13 protein-coding genes are annotated in these 14036 nt (G+C 59.3%); 4 read left to right on the top strand and 9 right to left on the bottom strand.

Features of this window, described 5'->3' with window-relative positions; all coding sequences use genetic code 11:
• Nucleotides 1–97 precede the first annotated feature (97 nt).
• On the top strand, nucleotides 98–538 hold the full coding sequence (locus tag BUB69_RS01425) for a CBS domain-containing protein (RefSeq protein WP_073161940.1): 441 nt from the start codon (nucleotides 98–100) through the stop codon (nucleotides 536–538).
• Nucleotides 539–601: 63 nt separating this feature from the next.
• Here the strand turns inward: BUB69_RS01425 and BUB69_RS01420 are convergent, their stop codons facing one another.
• Both BUB69_RS01420 and BUB69_RS01415 read right to left on the bottom strand, forming a co-directional pair.
• Complete coding sequence (locus BUB69_RS01420) at nucleotides 602–1150, bottom strand: DUF4174 domain-containing protein (RefSeq protein WP_073161939.1); 549 nt, start codon at nucleotides 1148–1150, stop codon at nucleotides 602–604.
• 122 nt (nucleotides 1151–1272) lie between these two features.
• On the bottom strand, nucleotides 1273–2475 hold the full coding sequence (locus BUB69_RS01415; protein WP_073161938.1) for an aspartate aminotransferase family protein: 1203 nt from the start codon (nucleotides 2473–2475) through the stop codon (nucleotides 1273–1275).
• A gap of 104 nt (nucleotides 2476–2579) precedes the next feature.
• On the opposite strand from BUB69_RS01415, the gene BUB69_RS01410 reads away from it, so the two are divergent.
• The gene (locus BUB69_RS01410; protein WP_073161937.1) at nucleotides 2580–3485 is read left to right on the top strand and encodes a LysR family transcriptional regulator; all 906 of its coding nucleotides are present in this window, start codon (nucleotides 2580–2582) and stop codon (nucleotides 3483–3485) included.
• 51 nt (nucleotides 3486–3536) lie between these two features.
• On the opposite strand, the gene BUB69_RS01405 is transcribed toward BUB69_RS01410, so the two are convergent.
• Entirely contained in the window at nucleotides 3537–5441 is a 1905-nt protein-coding gene (locus BUB69_RS01405; protein ID WP_073161936.1) for a methyl-accepting chemotaxis protein, read from the bottom strand.
• A 397-nt stretch (nucleotides 5442–5838) separates the two neighbouring features.
• Here BUB69_RS01405 and BUB69_RS01400 point away from each other — a divergent pair, with 397 nt between their 5' ends.
• A complete protein-coding gene (locus BUB69_RS01400) occupies nucleotides 5839–6351 on the top strand; it encodes a GAF domain-containing protein (protein ID WP_073161935.1) in 513 nt (170 codons plus the stop codon).
• Here BUB69_RS01400 and BUB69_RS01395 read toward each other — a convergent pair.
• Complete coding sequence (locus BUB69_RS01395; RefSeq protein ID WP_073161934.1) at nucleotides 6326–6523, bottom strand: hypothetical protein; 198 nt, start codon at nucleotides 6521–6523, stop codon at nucleotides 6326–6328. The two genes, BUB69_RS01400 and BUB69_RS01395, sit on opposite strands and share 26 nt — an antisense overlap.
• 186 nt (nucleotides 6524–6709) lie before the next feature.
• On the bottom strand, nucleotides 6710–7549 hold the full coding sequence (locus BUB69_RS01390; RefSeq protein WP_073162238.1) for a TauD/TfdA dioxygenase family protein: 840 nt from the start codon (nucleotides 7547–7549) through the stop codon (nucleotides 6710–6712).
• Between the two features lie 202 nt (nucleotides 7550–7751).
• Between BUB69_RS01390 and BUB69_RS01385 the strand changes: the two genes are divergently transcribed.
• On the top strand, nucleotides 7752–8222 hold the full coding sequence (locus tag BUB69_RS01385) for a metallophosphoesterase family protein (protein WP_073161933.1): 471 nt from the start codon (nucleotides 7752–7754) through the stop codon (nucleotides 8220–8222).
• A gap of 20 nt (nucleotides 8223–8242) precedes the next feature.
• Here the strand turns inward: BUB69_RS01385 and BUB69_RS01380 are convergent, their stop codons facing one another.
• The 4 genes from BUB69_RS01380 to icmH all read right to left on the bottom strand — a co-directional run bounded on the left by BUB69_RS01380 (nucleotide 8243) and on the right by icmH (nucleotide 14031).
• On the bottom strand, nucleotides 8243–8701 hold the full coding sequence (locus BUB69_RS01380) for a GNAT family N-acetyltransferase (RefSeq protein WP_073161932.1): 459 nt from the start codon (nucleotides 8699–8701) through the stop codon (nucleotides 8243–8245).
• 70 nt (nucleotides 8702–8771) lie between these two features.
• Entirely contained in the window at nucleotides 8772–9629 is an 858-nt protein-coding gene (locus BUB69_RS01375; RefSeq protein ID WP_073161931.1) for a serine/threonine-protein kinase, read from the bottom strand.
• 14 nt (nucleotides 9630–9643) lie between these two features.
• A complete protein-coding gene (tssM, locus tag BUB69_RS01370; protein WP_073161930.1) occupies nucleotides 9644–13159 on the bottom strand; it encodes a type VI secretion system membrane subunit TssM in 3516 nt (1171 codons plus the stop codon).
• Entirely contained in the window at nucleotides 13156–14031 is an 876-nt protein-coding gene (icmH, locus tag BUB69_RS01365) for a type IVB secretion system protein IcmH/DotU (RefSeq protein WP_245825246.1), read from the bottom strand. Before icmH ends, tssM begins: the two co-directional genes overlap by 4 nt.
• Nucleotides 14032–14036: the final 5 nt, after the last annotated feature.

Raw genomic sequence — 14036 nt, 5'->3', positions numbered from 1 at the left:
AGTCGCTTTGCGACTTGCTGGATTGCACTGACTGCACGATTCTGTAGCAGACAGCACTGTGCCCAGACACAGAGTCATCCTCATCCCGGAGAGCGCCATGAAGACCGTCGCCCAGTTGTTGAAATTAAAAGCTGAACAGAACCAGAAAGTGCACACCATTGCCCCGGATCAAATGGTGCTCGATGCGCTCAGGCTGATGGCCGAGAAGAACATCGGGGCCCTGCCGGTGGTCGAGAAGGGTGCGGTGGTCGGGGTGGTCAGCGAACGCGACTATGCACGCAAGATGATTCTCAAGGGCCGCTCCTCAGTCGGCACGCCCGTCAGCGCGATCATGAGCAGCAAAGTGATCACCGTCGATCCTCAGCAGAGTGTCGAGGCGTGCATGGGCATCATGACCGACGGCCATCTGCGCCACCTGCCGGTGGTGGAGAACGGTGAACTGCTGGGCTTGCTCTCCATCGGCGACCTGGTCAAGGAAGCCATCGATGAACAGGCCAGCCTGATTCAACAGCTAGAACAGTACATACGCGGCGAGTAACTGCGTCGGTTGGTAGTGAGTGCAGGCGTGCTTGCCCTTCGCAATCACGCCCCACTGCGGCAATCAATCGTCCAGGGTTTTACTGCCCGCCGCAGGCTTAACCGGTTTTCCGGCCTTTTCGGCAGGTGCAGGTTTGGGTTCAGGCTCTGGCGGCGGTGCGCTGGCTTCCCGTTCGCGCATCGGCATCTGGTCGATGGTGGCGAAGATTTCCTTCGGATCGACGACCCCTTCCTTTTCGATCTTCTTCTCCCCGTCCTTGCCCACCAGAATAACCTTGGTTTTCGCGCCAGCGCCCAGTTTCAGCTCGCGGATCAGGGCCATGGTGGACTGCGCATCCATGGTTTTGCCATTGCGTTCGCCAATGGTGTTGATCACCGTGAACAGCACCATGTTACGCTGCGCGAAGGCTTCACGATTGGCAGGCTCATCAAGCGCCTTCTTGATGCTGACAAGCGTCGGATCGACGGTGCTGGGGGCGATGATGATCAGGGGACGTGTCTTGCCACGCTCCTGCGCCAACGGGCTGTCGCTGTCGGCGGCGAAAACCGGGCCGGCAGTGAAAAGCCCGCCAGCGACGAGCAGGGTGGCGAGGGTCAGGGACCGGATTGACATGGTGCGCTCCTTTTGAATCCATGGGGTAGCCATTGCGTCGACACACGCAATGCTCCCCTGTTCTACCGCATATGAGGCACCACGGTACAGCCCGGCATAGCCCTGACCCGCAAACGGTCTTGTCAGGCCGAGCGTTCCAGTCGCACGCCCGTGGCGCTGTCCAGCGTTGCGACGATGCCTTGTGCGATCATCTCCACCTCGGCGGCATCCAGCACCAGCGGCGGCAAAAGACGGATGATCTTGCCCCGGGTGACATTGATCAACAGGCCGTGCTCCTGCGCTGCCAGCGCCGTCAACCCAGGAATCGCCTGTAGCAATTCGATACCAATCATCAGACCCCTGCCCCGGATTTCCAGCACCTGCGGATGGCCCTTCAATACAGCCTGCAGACGCTCCAGCAGAAGTTGCCCCTGTTGCCGCGCATTTTCCACCAACCCTTGCTGCTCAATGATGTCGATGACCGTACACCCTGCGCGGCATGCCAGCGGGTTGCCGCCAAACGTACTGCCATGGCTGCCCGGCGTGAACAGCCCCGCCGCCTTGCCCCGCGCCAGGCACGCACCAATGGGGATGCCGTTGCCCAGTCCCTTGGCCAGCGTGATGACATCAGGCACGATGCCCTCGTGCTGAAACGCAAACCACTTCCCCGTACGCCCCATACCGGTCTGGATTTCATCGAGCATCAGTAACCAGTCCCGCCTTGTGCAGCGCTCACGCAAGGCCTTGAGGTAACCGGGCGGGGCGACCCGTGCACCGCCCTCGCCCTGAATCGGCTCGACCAGTACAGCGCAAATCCTGTGGCCGTGGGTGACGCAGACCTTGTCGAAGGTCGCCAGGTCACCAAACGGCACCTTGACGAAGTCACCCGGCAGGCTTCCATACCCCAAGCGCACCGCCGGGCCGTCACTGGCGCACAGCGTGCCAAGCGTACGGCCGTGGAAGGCGTTTTCCATGACCACCACCAGCGGCCGTTCGATGTACTTATGCCAGCCATGCAGACGCGCGAGCTTGAGCGCCGTTTCGTTGGCTTCGGCACCGGAATTGTTGAAAAACACCCGTTCAAGACCCGACAACCCCGTCAGCCTCTGCGCCAGGCGTTGCTGCCAGTCAATGCTGTACAGATTGGAGGTATGCAACAACAGACCTGCCTGCTCGCGAATCGCTTCTACCAGCACAGGATGGGAGTGACCGATATTAGTGACCGCCACGCCCGCCACGGCATCCAGATACTCGCGCCCGGTCTGATCCCACAGGCGAGTGCCCAGGCCGTGGCTGAAACTCAGGGCCAGCGGTTGATAAGTGGTCATCAGGCAGGCAGTGGTCATGCTGTGTCGCTCCATAGGTGCACAAGGTATTTTTGCAGTATGGTTAGCCACCCATACTGGATAAACCCCGTAACACTTCAATCATTTTAAAGTCGGGATTGATAATGGACCTTTTTCAGGCAATGACGGTGTACGTCAAGGTCGTCGAAGGCGGTAGCCTCACAGCCGCCGCCCAGGCGTGCTCGATCTCCACCACCATGGTCGGCAACCATCTGCGCTCGCTGGAGCAGCGTCTGGGCGTCAGCCTGCTGATCCGCACCACCCGCCGTCAGCGCCTGACCGAGTTCGGCAGGGCTTACTACGAGCGCTGTCTGGAGGTGCTGGGCCTGGTGGCTGCTTCCGAGCAACTTGCCGAACAGGCGCAGGGCGAACCGGCAGGTACCCTTCGCATCACTGCACCGTTGACCTTTGGCTCCGAGGTGCTGGCCCCGGCACTGGTCGAATATTCCCGACGCTTTCCCGACGTCAGGTTCGATCTGGTGCTCAGCAACCAGCGACTGAACCTGATCGAAAACGGCTTCGACATTGCGATCAGGCTGGGCACTCTGCCCGATTCCTTGCCGATGATTGCCAGACCTTTGCAGGATTACACCCTCACCATCTGCGCCTCGCCCGATTACCTGGCTCGCCACGGCACGCCAGCCCGCCCCCAGGACCTGCGCGCGCACAACTGCCTGGCGTTCGCCTACCCGGCCGGCGATGACTGGAGTGATGTCGGCAGACGCTGGCGCATGACCGGGCCCGAAGGCGACGTTGTGGTGGATGTAGAAGGCTCGATGGTCGTCAATACCTCGACAGGTCTCTACCAGGCGGCCCGTGCAGGCATGGGCATTGTCATGCTGCCTGACGCACTGGTGCAGCGCGACCTGCTGGACGGTCAGATGGTGGCGCTGCTGCCGGACTATCAGCTGCCCATACGGCCCATGAACCTGTTGTATGTGCAGGATCGCTACCGCGTACCGAAGCTGCGCAGTTTTGTCGAGTATGCGCTGGAAATCTGGGGGCGATAACCCGGTACGCGCATTGCGCCCGCACCGAGTCGCCCAGCCGCCGCTTCGGTGTCAGACCTTGAAACGGCTGACCAGCCCTTGCAGATGAACGCCCAGACGCGCCAACTCAATGCTTGAAGAGGCCGTTTCCTCGCTCGCCGATGCGGTCTGTTCGGAAATATCGCGCACTTTCAGAACACTGTTGTTGATCTCGTCGGCCACTGCACTTTGTTGTTCGGCTGCCGCCGCAATCTGATGATTCATGGTCTCGATGGTTGAAATGGACTGCGTGATGCTGTTGATCGACCTGCCGGCATTACGCGTTAATTCCACGCTGTTTTCGGTGAGCTTGCGGCTGCTCTCCAGTATGGTCGCCACCTGTGTGGTACGCGTATGCAGCCCACCGATGAGCGAGGCAATTTCCTCAGTCGAGGTTTGCGTACGCTGGGCCAGGCTTCTGACTTCGTCAGCGACCACAGCAAAGCCTCGGCCGGCTTCCCCGGCTCTCGCCGCCTCAATTGCAGCGTTGAGCGCCAGCAGATTGGTCTGCTCGGCAACCGCTTTGATCACATCCAGCACGCCACCGATCTTGTCGCTTTCGCTTTTCAGGCCATCCATTGCAGATTTGGAATGCTCGACCTCGCCTGCCAGACTTTCGATCTGCACAATGGCTTTGGCAACCACACCATCTCCCTCACGCGCTTCTTTGGAGGCATTGACCGCTGCCTGTGAAGCCTGCTCGGCATTCCTGGCGACTTCTTGTACCGTCATCGACATTTCATGCATGGCGGTTGCAACCTGGTCGGTCTCGGTCTTCTGCGTGTTCACGCCTGCGCTCGTCTGCTCGGTGACCGCAGAGAGCTGTTCCGCGGCACTGGCGATCTGGGTCACGCCATCGCGCAGCCCGCCCATCAGATCCCGCAAATTACCCGTCATGCGCTGCATGCTGCCTTGCAACAGGCCCAGCTCGTCTTTGCGAGTGATGACCTGGTCATGAGTCAGGTCGCCATCGGCCACGCGCTCGGCCAGTTTCAGCGTCTCCAGTAGCGGACCGACGATCAGGCGAGTGATCACCCACGCGGCCAGCACACTGGCGACGATTGCGGCGGCCAGCCAGAGGATCAGCAATGTTCTGGCCTCGTCCATGTCTTCCATTCTCAGCGTGACCTGATTTTTGGAAAGCTGGTCCGTCGACGACAGAAGAATATCGATGTTCTTTGAAATACCCGCCTGAGCTTGATCAATGCTGGCCTGAGCATTGACGAACTGCTCAATCGTGTTTTGGTAGGCCGTCAAATTCGTCAAAACTTGCTGGAGGGTATCAGCCTGACCGGTGAACCCCTGCAAGTTGTTCATGAAATCGATCGTTTCTTTTATTGACGAGTGCGCAAGCAACAGACTGTCGGCTTTCAATGAAAATGAATACCCACGCACATCAAAGCGCATCTTTTGAAACACCGCCATCGCTTGCGCCATTGTTTCGCGTGCTTCAGCACTGCCCTCGCCGGAGTTGGCGAAAACCTGTAACTTGCGTAACGCCTCGGCTGCAGAATCACCCTGTCGTCCGAAGGCCGCTCTGGCTGCCTCCCGGGCCTCGGTCGCCCGCATCAGGTTGTCATAGTGAACTCGATAGTCCTTCATGGCTGTCTGCGATGCCTGGATCAGCGGCACGTTGGCCGCTGACGTAAAGACGGTGGCGACATAGCGCACGTGATTGTCGAGGGTGTCATAGGCCTTGAGCCAATTGCTGGCGCGCTCAGCGTCGTAATTAATGATGAACAACAGGCGGGCAATGCGCATGTCACGTGTCAACGTGCTCAGCTTGCCGATGTCTGCAGTCCGCTCACTGCGGTCGTTCATCGTCAGAATGCCATTCCATCCGGTAAATGCAATCAGCACCGTCAACAGAATAACCAGCGTAAACCCCAAAACGAGTTTAGACCTGACCGTGATATTACCCAGTATCGTTTTCAGCATAATTGGCTCTTTATGACATATTAAAATAATGCAATTGGCCACTCCCTGCCGCTGCTCCAGTTCTTGGTTTTCGGCCTGCCTGATTGAAACTTTAAACTTAGAGCAAACACTCTTATTACACGACGCACGACCCGCTCCGAATGAAAAGATTCAATTATTCAATCGACCCGATAAAAAAATAAATACACGACCCCATGATCATTACACATGTGTGGCGCACTTAAATCCTGCTATACGAATAACCGTATTCTGAGCGCTGTTTTATTACTACACGCTGAACGTGCACGTCTTCACACTGGACACAGAAAGGCGCTGCCAAACCTGGCATATGTCGTATCGGGCCGTTATGCGATACTTGCGCACACCCCATGAACGGTCCCTGAATTCGGAGAAATCAATGGCATCTGAGTTGACGGCCACTCGCGTCCTGCTGACCGCCGAGGAGCGTTCGGCGATTGCCGAGATAGAAGCGACCACTAACGTGCTGAGGCTGGTGACACGCCTGACCGGCATGCGCTTTGCCGGCATCGCAAAGTTTACCGAAGCCGACTGGGTTGCCTGCTCGGTGTATGACCCCAGCCACATCGGCATGGAGGACGGTGACGCATTCGCGCTGGAGACGACGCTGTGCAGCGAATTCCGACGTAATCCTCAGGCATTGTTCGTGCCCGAGGTCAGCAAGAATGGTCGCTACGCGAACCTTCCCATCGTCAAGCAATACGCCATCGAGAGCTATGCCGGAGTGCCGATCTTTCTCCCGGATGGCCGTTTGTTCGGCGCATTGTGCGCACTGGATTCGCGCCTGGCCCTGTTCGACGACCCTGACCTGGCCGAAACCCTCAGCCTGTTTGCCAGACTGGTGGGCTGTATCTTCTTTGCCAGCCTTACCGAAGGCGAGTATCGAGCGTAACGGACTGCAGTTGCAGGGCAGCAATGGGTTCGGCGAGTGCCTTGCTGCTCATCTGCGGTTCAGGCAACACCTCGATGCCACTGTGCGGAAACGGCTCCTGCGCGGCCCACCCGCCTGCCGCCAACAGCAGCAGTACAAACACACCTGCAATGGGTTCCTTGGGTCCGCACATGTCAGTTCTCCGGTCGAATGACAACAGTTGAGCGTAGGGGGAATCGGCCGATGATAGGCGGCCAAATGTCGCGAAAATGTGATGAGCAACACCCGCTCATAACTGCACCAGGGTGTGTATTTTTAGACGCCTGACCCGTTCGCGTCAACGCATAAATGTACATCCTGGTTTATTTATGCACTGAGTTCACTCGAAGGGCTCTTCGCCCGCAAGCTTGGTTCGATGCATCATCCGACCACACTCGGGGTCATAGGCTTCGGCGCGATGCAGGGTACCGGTGTTGTCCCAGATCACCAGATCGCCTACCTGCCACGCATGGCTATAGCTGAACGACTCGCCGGTCGCCCATTGGCGCAGTCCGACGAGAATCCGCGCGCTCTCGGCGTGATCGACATCAATGACGTGATGCGCCGTACATCCCAGGATCAGCGACTTGCGGCCCGAGCGATGTTTCCATACCAGCGGCAATTCCTTCTCGCCAATGGCCTGCATCGATTCAAGCATGGCCAGGCTCGGTTCCGGGTTGTAATAGAGCAACGAAGCCCAGGGCGCGTGCAGCACGCGCAGGTCCTCGTAACGCTGCTTGTCAGCCTCGGACAACGCTTCGTACGCCGCGTAGGTGTTGCAGAATCCGGTGTTGCCACCCCAACTTGCCGTGGCCTTGCACGACAGCAGTGACGCGAGAATCGGTGCGTCATTACGCGTTCCATCGATGTGCCAGTAAAACGATCCTTTCAGAAACTCGGCACCGGCCGGGTTCTGCTTCACATCCAGGGTGATTTTAGTGATGTTGCGGCCGTCGCTGGCCTCGGCGGAAAAGGTGCCCAGGGTTTGCGTAAATGCAATCTGCTCGGCGTCGGTAAAACCAATCTGCGGAAACACCAGAACGCCCCGTTGCTCCAGCAAGTCGCGTATTTCCCCCGCCAGCGTCCCGCTGAGGAGTTGTTCCTTGTCATTGAAGACACGCGTCCCGATGACGGGCTTGATCGATTCGTGAACCAGACAGGCGTTCGAAGTGGCTGACATGATGCGACCCTCCTCATAAGTGAACCGAACGGTACGCTTATGGATGACATAGCGCAAGCCTTGTACACTGCGCAGCATCAAAGAGGCGGTGACATCTCTCGCATTAAAATCCGGTTCATTCAGTCAACGGTCTGTCTGGACGAAAGACTGCCACGTGGTTAGCACTGCGTCGGCACTGCGTCCACGTCATAAGGGATCATTCATGAAAATCGGCATCATCTCCGACACTCACGGCCTGCTTCGTCCTGAAGCCATTGCCGCGCTTGAAGGTTGCGAACACATCGTCCACGCCGGCGACATCGGCAGCGCCGAGATCGTCGAACAGCTCAAGTCCATCGCCCCCTTGCACATTGTGCGTGGCAACAACGACATGGGCGCGACTTGGGCTGACACCCTCCCCGACCACCTGCGCTTTAAGCTCAATGGCTGGCAGGTGCTGCTGGTGCACGACATCGCCGATGTACCTGCCCTGCTGGAAGAGCCCTCCAGCGACCCCGTGAGACTGGTGGTCACCGGCCATTCGCACAAGCCGTGCATCGAATGGCGTGGCGAACGGCTTTACCTGAATCCGGGCAGCGCGGGACGCCGTCGTTTCAAGCTGCCGGTGACGCTCGCTTTGCTGGACGTACAGCCTGCATCGCTGGAGTCGCAGCTGGTGCAGTTGCTCGATTGAATGACGTCAGTCGCTCGCTTCTACAGTTCGCGCGACATCAGCCATTGCGCCTTGCCCCAGGCGTCGAAACGCTCCTGGACGCTCCATCCGCGTCTGGCGTAATACGCCTGTTGGTCGTGGGTGTGGAGGTACAAACGGGTCACCCCCCGGGCCCTGGCGTGACGGCAGATGCCTTCGATCAATTGCGCTGCAAGCCCCCTGCCCCGTGCCTCGGGTTTTACGAACACACAGGCAAGCCAGGGCCCGAGATCCGGTCGATCGGACAAGTCGTTATCGGCGAACGCCGCGCCACCCAATAACTGCCCCTGCTCATGCGCGATCAGACAGGTCCAGTCATTGTTGTGTTGACCTTGGGAGAATTCGTGCTGCCAGTCAGCGAGCGACTGATCGGCGAATTCATAGTTGAATTGTTGATGCAGCCACTGCGCAAACGTGTCGCTGTGTTCCATGTGATGGGCGAGCCAGTCCAGGCTGTGCATTGGGCGTCCTTGAGTGCTGATGAGTGATTACGGCCGACTTAACGATAGCGGTTGCCGAGCGATCGGGTAATCAGCGTTTGAACCACTGCCTGAGTCGGCTGTGCGGCGCAGCCTGAAAAACCCTGTGCAATTGCCTGGCGCTGATCGGCCTGTCGCGGCCGTCACTCATGAGTGCCTGACGTAAGGAGGACCAGTAACCGGACGGCATACCGGCAGGTTTTTCCAGCGCTGCAACTGCACACCTCGTCCCCGACCCGACGATACTTGAACCTTGCCTGCCAGCGGCCATTTCGTAGACCACCAAGGCCGCAGCGTACACATCGGCCTGGCTTGTCGGCGGACCGCCTTCGAGTATTTCATGTGCCGCGTAACAGGGTGTCCAGGCCTTCAGACGCTGGCGATCCAGCTGCGGCAACCCGTCGAGCACACCGTCGACAGGGCGCCCAAGGCCGAAGTCGAATAGTCGCACGCCGCGCTCGGTAAGCATGACGTTGCCCGGCTTCACGTCGCCGTGCACCACGCCTCGTTCGTGGACATGCGCCAGTGCATCCAGTAGCGCAATCGCGACCTCGCGACATTGGTCCCACGGCAGGCCGTGCGGGCGTCGATGAAGCCATTGATCAAGACGCATGCCGCGCATGAGCTCAAGCGTCATGAACGCCCGATCCGAATCAGCGTCCACCTCGAACGCATAGGGTCGAATCACATGCGGATGATGCAGGTGCCGGGTCAAGGCAAACTCGCTGTAAAGCAAGGCAGCAGCATCCGGGGCCTTCACGAGGTCATCGTTAAGCACTTTTATCGCGATAGCAGGCTCAGGCTCGCCGAGCTGCTCATGCAGAAGGTCGCGTGCCTGATAAACGGCTCCCATGCCGCCAGTGCCGAGCAGTCGCTCGATGCTGTAGCGACCTGAAAGCACGTCCGGCATCGTGTCACACCCCCTCAAAGCTGCGCAGGCATGCGCAACCTGCGCAACACAGACATGTCGAACGGGTTCGCAGAGCGTTGGCTCAACAGCAGGTAGTTGGCGCGCATCCCGCCGACATCGGCCTTGAGCACCCACACATCACGCCCTTTCAACGGCTCGGTCTGCATCAGTTCCAGCAGACGGAACAGCGACCACGGCCCTGTGTTTTTCTCGATACCCAGTGGACGGCCGACCATTCTGTCCATAACCAGACTGGCGCGACCATCCTCGATCTCGGTCGGCCAGGTGAACGCGACCGGCACGATAGGCCCGTGACGGTATTCCATCGACTGGTTGCCCAGACGAAACTCGGCGCGGCTGACTGTCGAATCCAGGGTATAGGGCTCAAGCTTGAACTGCACCAGCGGTTCCTGAGTGCCGCCTGCAAAAAAGCTGTCACGAATTGCCTGCACACCGCTCATCTGGTCAAGATAGGCACGACTCATCGGCAGGCTGTAGCCGTCGACGCTGCGTAACCGGTAATGCCCGGGTTCGCCACTGACAAAGGGCTTCAGGTAACGGTTGAAAAAACGATCGGCAACGCCCTGCGACTTGAAGAACTCGCGAAAATCATTGAGCGCCACATCGCTGCTGCTGTGGGCATGAAACGGATAGCGCTTGTCGAGCGCCTGCCCGTAGAAGCTGTAGAGCTCTTCCTTGTAACGTTGATTGACGTATTGATAAGACAGATGCAGCACATGATTCCAGGCATCCTCGGCCAGCGCATTGAACCATCCGCCTATCGGTTGTGGGAGCTGCGCAGCCGCGTTGCGCAGACTGCTCAAGGCATCGCGCTGGCCGTTCATGCGTGCGCGTGCCATTTCGAATGCCGCCACTTCGGGCTGTCCCGATCGGCCCAGCGCGGCCATCTGTAGCTGCAGCTCATCCAGGGCAACCAGCATTGTCGTCAGGTCGGCACCCGGTGCGCTCTCTTCATCCAGCAGTCGATGCAACGGGTCGAAGCGGCGTTGCAATGCCTTCTTCGGCGCATCAGGCAAGCTCTCTGCAAGCGCCTGCTGCACCTGTGTGCCTACCGCTGACGCCACCTTGCCCACAGCATTGAGCGGCGCACCTGTCGTCTCGACGGATGCCAGCTTGTCGATGCTCTCGGCCAGGGTCGGGAAACGGGTGTTGTCGCGAATCTCGACCAGCCATTGCACCATGGGGGAGTTGGCGGCAGTCAGACCGGCCATCTGCAAGGCACCCTGCCTTGGGCCTTCGAAAGGTTGCAGGGCGGTCTGCGCCACCGCTTCTGACCAGTGATGGGCGTAATCGCGGAAGTACAACTGCTCCAGCTCGATCATCAATCTGCGCATGTCGGTGGTGTCCAGCTCTGCGCGATCACCCAGCACCCAATTGTCGCGCAGGATCTCACTTACGACGCCTGCGCCCTGGACCACGAAATACTGCTGATAACCCTGACGAGTGAAGAAACCCGGGATTCGATAGTCGGCTCCCGACAGCAACATCCGCTGTGGGCCGATTCGCTGGGCCAGACTGTAATCAGGGAGACTGCGGGCCTTGTCTCGCAATACTCTGTAGACGACATTGGCCAGCGACTCGTTGCGCAGCAATTCGCGAGCCTGCGCCACCACCGTGGCGTTGGCGGGATAATCGAAGGGCAGGTCCAGCAGACGCTGCAAGTGTTCGTTCAACTGACGTTGCGCCTGAGCATGGCCGGCATAGCGGATCGACCAGTCGGCGGCCACCCACTCTTTCAACCAGACGCGGTCGCGTCGCTCCGGCCGGGTGAGCATCAAGTACGCACGCAGATTGCCCAGCAGTTGCTCACGATTCGCGGTGTCTACCTGCAATTGCGCCTCGAGCTGACGCGCCACGCGTGGCAACAACGCTTGCTGCAGTTGCGCCTGGTAGCTGGCCAGCAGCGTCCTGTTGGCAGCCTCGCCCTGATAGAGACCATTGCGCTCGATCAAGCCCAGCGCTTCGGTCGCGGGAAAGACCCGAGTGGACTGGTAATGCGTATTCAAGGCATCAAGCAGCGTCAGTACATCGTGCTGCGGCGCAATCTGCGCACGCTGCTGAAACAATTGCTGGGCGGTGAGACGCAGTGTTTCCAGACGGTCGTGATTGGCGCTGAACCCGTTGGCCCAGACTGCGCCAGCCGCCAGCACCACCAGCGCAGCACCGCTGTAGAGGGCGCGCTGCCGCCAGTCGATGACGCGACGCACCGCCTTGTCGAGCATCGCCAGGCTGGATTCGGGAAAAATCACATGAGCCAGCAAGTCATGGATAAACCTTGGCCGTCCTGCATGGTGCAAAGGCAGGCCGCCGGTCTCCTGGCTGGCCGCTGCGCCTGGCAACGCATCTGCCAGATCGGTCCGATGAGGCGCCCGCGTCAGGTAAAACCCGCGCAGGTGAGTCGCGCGCTGGTAGCGGTTTCCCGAAAACGCCATTTCGACAAAAACGTTCAGGCCGCTGCCGATACGCTCCAGTTGATCGGGGAACTCCAGCATTCGTGCGCGGCGCTGAGGGTCGCGCTCCTGGTGGAGACGGGTGATGACCTGGCTGCTCAGCCTTTTCAGCAGCGTTTCCAGTGCCTGTCCGACCACCGCGATATCGTTGCCGCGCTCGCCTTTGCGAAAGGTTGCGCCCAGCACCTGTCGACTTTGCTCCATGGACAGTTGATCGAAGAATTCATCAAAGCCTTCAACCGCATCGGCCTTGGTCAGCACCAGGTAGACCGGCACCTCGATACGCAATTGTCGATGGAGTTCATCCAGGCGGGCGCGAACCGTTTCGGCCAGGGATTCGAGCCGATTCGGTTTGCTGTCGATCAGCATGTCCACTGGCAACGTGATCAGCACACCATTGAGCGGGCACGCGCGGCGCCGGTCACGCAACAGCGATAACAGCTTACGCCACGCGCTGCTGTCGATCTCGGATCGGGCCTGGCTCAGGTAGCGGCCGGCCGTGTCCATGATGACGGCCTGATCGGTCAGGTACCAGTCGCAGTACGCCGTGCTCAGGGTGTCGCGGGTCAGCTTGCGCTCGACCTTGTTGAGCGGAAAATCGAGTCCGGAGAAATCCAGCAGGCTGGTCTTGCCACTGCCTTCAGGGCCGATCATCAAGTACCACGGCAACGCCTGACGCCATGACTCACCCTGGTTGCCGTACAGGCTCGAACGCTTGATCAGCCGCAACGCATCCATAAAGCGCCGGGCAAGTTCCTGACGCTCTTTATCGATCGCAATACGCTGCTGCAACTGTTCCTTATCGACGTCACTGTCTTGCTGTTGTTGTTGACGCTTGCCCGCACGTCCGTTGGCCGCGACCATTACCAGCCCCCAGCACAGCAGCAGGACGCTGGCTGCCAGCAGACGTGAAACCGCGCTTTCCCAGAACCGCTGGTCTGCTACGGCCAGCAACGGGCCGAAAAACCAGATCAGCATGATCATGCCCAGCACCGTCAACAACGACCAGGCCCAGGTTTTGCGCAGCACGGAAAATACGTGTTTAAAAAGGGTTTTCATGGTGCCTCTCGGTTTTGCGACGCACGGCCAGGCGCCACGGAATCAACGATGTGGTACGGCGCGAGGACGGTCTCGCGATGCTTGCCCAGAACCCAGGCGAACCCTGAATACATCACCGTCAACGTCATCAGGGTAAACATCACAATCAGCCATGACGGGACGAGCCGCGGGTGATCCGCGCGCGGCTCCTGCAGGCCTCGCCATTGAGGCGAAAGGGTCAGCGGCACATCGCCCCGCAACTGGCGTATCTGTCGATAAAGCCCATCACGAATGCCCTCCAGTTCGTCAGCACCGCGCAACGTCACGCGGTACTTGCCTTCAAAACCGAGGGCCATGCACAGGTACATCAGTTCGAGCATATGAAGATGCCTGTGGGGGTTACTGCCCAGCTTCTCCAGTAACTGAAAGAACTTCTCGCCGCCGAATGTCTCCTTGTGGAAATGGCTCAACAGGCTCATCGTCGACCAATTACTGGTGCTGCCCCATGAGGTTGTCAGCACAGCCTCATCCAGCACCGTGCATAGCACGTAGCGGGCCGCGAGCATCTGATCGTGCTCTATGGTGTGGTGATGAGCGTGAGCCTCGAAAAGCTTCACCTGATCGATCAACTGCCTGTTCATCGGGCGGACATCGCCCACCGCAGGGGCCATGGCCAGTCGCGAAAGCTGTACCAGCAGATCACTGGCTGCAGCGACGAGTGGATTGATATGAATGTCGAGGCGTTTTACGGGCGCGTGCCTTGCGCTGTAGGCGAGCCGCTCCTGAAGACTCTCGAACGGATGTGAGTCAGCGGAATCGGTCAGCCGCCTGTCACGGCCGTCCGCTGAACGCAGATCGGAAAGCACCGTCTGGTTGTCATCATTGCTTTGCATATCCG

Source organism: Pseudomonas asturiensis, assembly GCF_900143095.1.
GTDB classification, from domain to species: domain Bacteria; phylum Pseudomonadota; class Gammaproteobacteria; order Pseudomonadales; family Pseudomonadaceae; genus Aquipseudomonas; species Aquipseudomonas asturiensis.
This window is presented reverse-complemented; position numbering and strand designations above follow the sequence as displayed.

What these genes read in the sequence shown, in the direction of transcription:
- BUB69_RS01425 (WP_073161940.1), top strand. Translation starts at nt 98, where the DNA reads ATGAAGACCGTCGCCCAGTTGTTGAAATTAAAAGCTGAACAGAACCAG.
- BUB69_RS01395 (WP_073161934.1), bottom strand. Translation starts at nt 6,523, where the DNA reads ATGTGCGGACCCAAGGAACCCATTGCAGGTGTGTTTGTACTGCTGCTG.
- icmH (WP_245825246.1), bottom strand. Translation starts at nt 14,031, where the DNA reads ATGCAAAGCAATGATGACAACCAGACGGTGCTTTCCGATCTGCGTTCA.
- BUB69_RS01410 (WP_073161937.1), top strand. Translation starts at nt 2,580, where the DNA reads ATGGACCTTTTTCAGGCAATGACGGTGTACGTCAAGGTCGTCGAAGGC.
- BUB69_RS01390 (WP_073162238.1), bottom strand. Translation starts at nt 7,549, where the DNA reads ATGTCAGCCACTTCGAACGCCTGTCTGGTTCACGAATCGATCAAGCCC.
- BUB69_RS01420 (WP_073161939.1), bottom strand. Translation starts at nt 1,150, where the DNA reads ATGTCAATCCGGTCCCTGACCCTCGCCACCCTGCTCGTCGCTGGCGGG.
- BUB69_RS01415 (WP_073161938.1), bottom strand. Translation starts at nt 2,475, where the DNA reads ATGACCACTGCCTGCCTGATGACCACTTATCAACCGCTGGCCCTGAGT.
- tssM (WP_073161930.1), bottom strand. Translation starts at nt 13,159, where the DNA reads ATGAAAACCCTTTTTAAACACGTATTTTCCGTGCTGCGCAAAACCTGG.
- BUB69_RS01400 (WP_073161935.1), top strand. Translation starts at nt 5,839, where the DNA reads ATGGCATCTGAGTTGACGGCCACTCGCGTCCTGCTGACCGCCGAGGAG.
- BUB69_RS01405 (WP_073161936.1), bottom strand. Translation starts at nt 5,441, where the DNA reads ATGCTGAAAACGATACTGGGTAATATCACGGTCAGGTCTAAACTCGTT.
- BUB69_RS01380 (WP_073161932.1), bottom strand. Translation starts at nt 8,701, where the DNA reads ATGCACAGCCTGGACTGGCTCGCCCATCACATGGAACACAGCGACACG.
- BUB69_RS01385 (WP_073161933.1), top strand. Translation starts at nt 7,752, where the DNA reads ATGAAAATCGGCATCATCTCCGACACTCACGGCCTGCTTCGTCCTGAA.
- BUB69_RS01375 (WP_073161931.1), bottom strand. Translation starts at nt 9,629, where the DNA reads ATGCCGGACGTGCTTTCAGGTCGCTACAGCATCGAGCGACTGCTCGGC.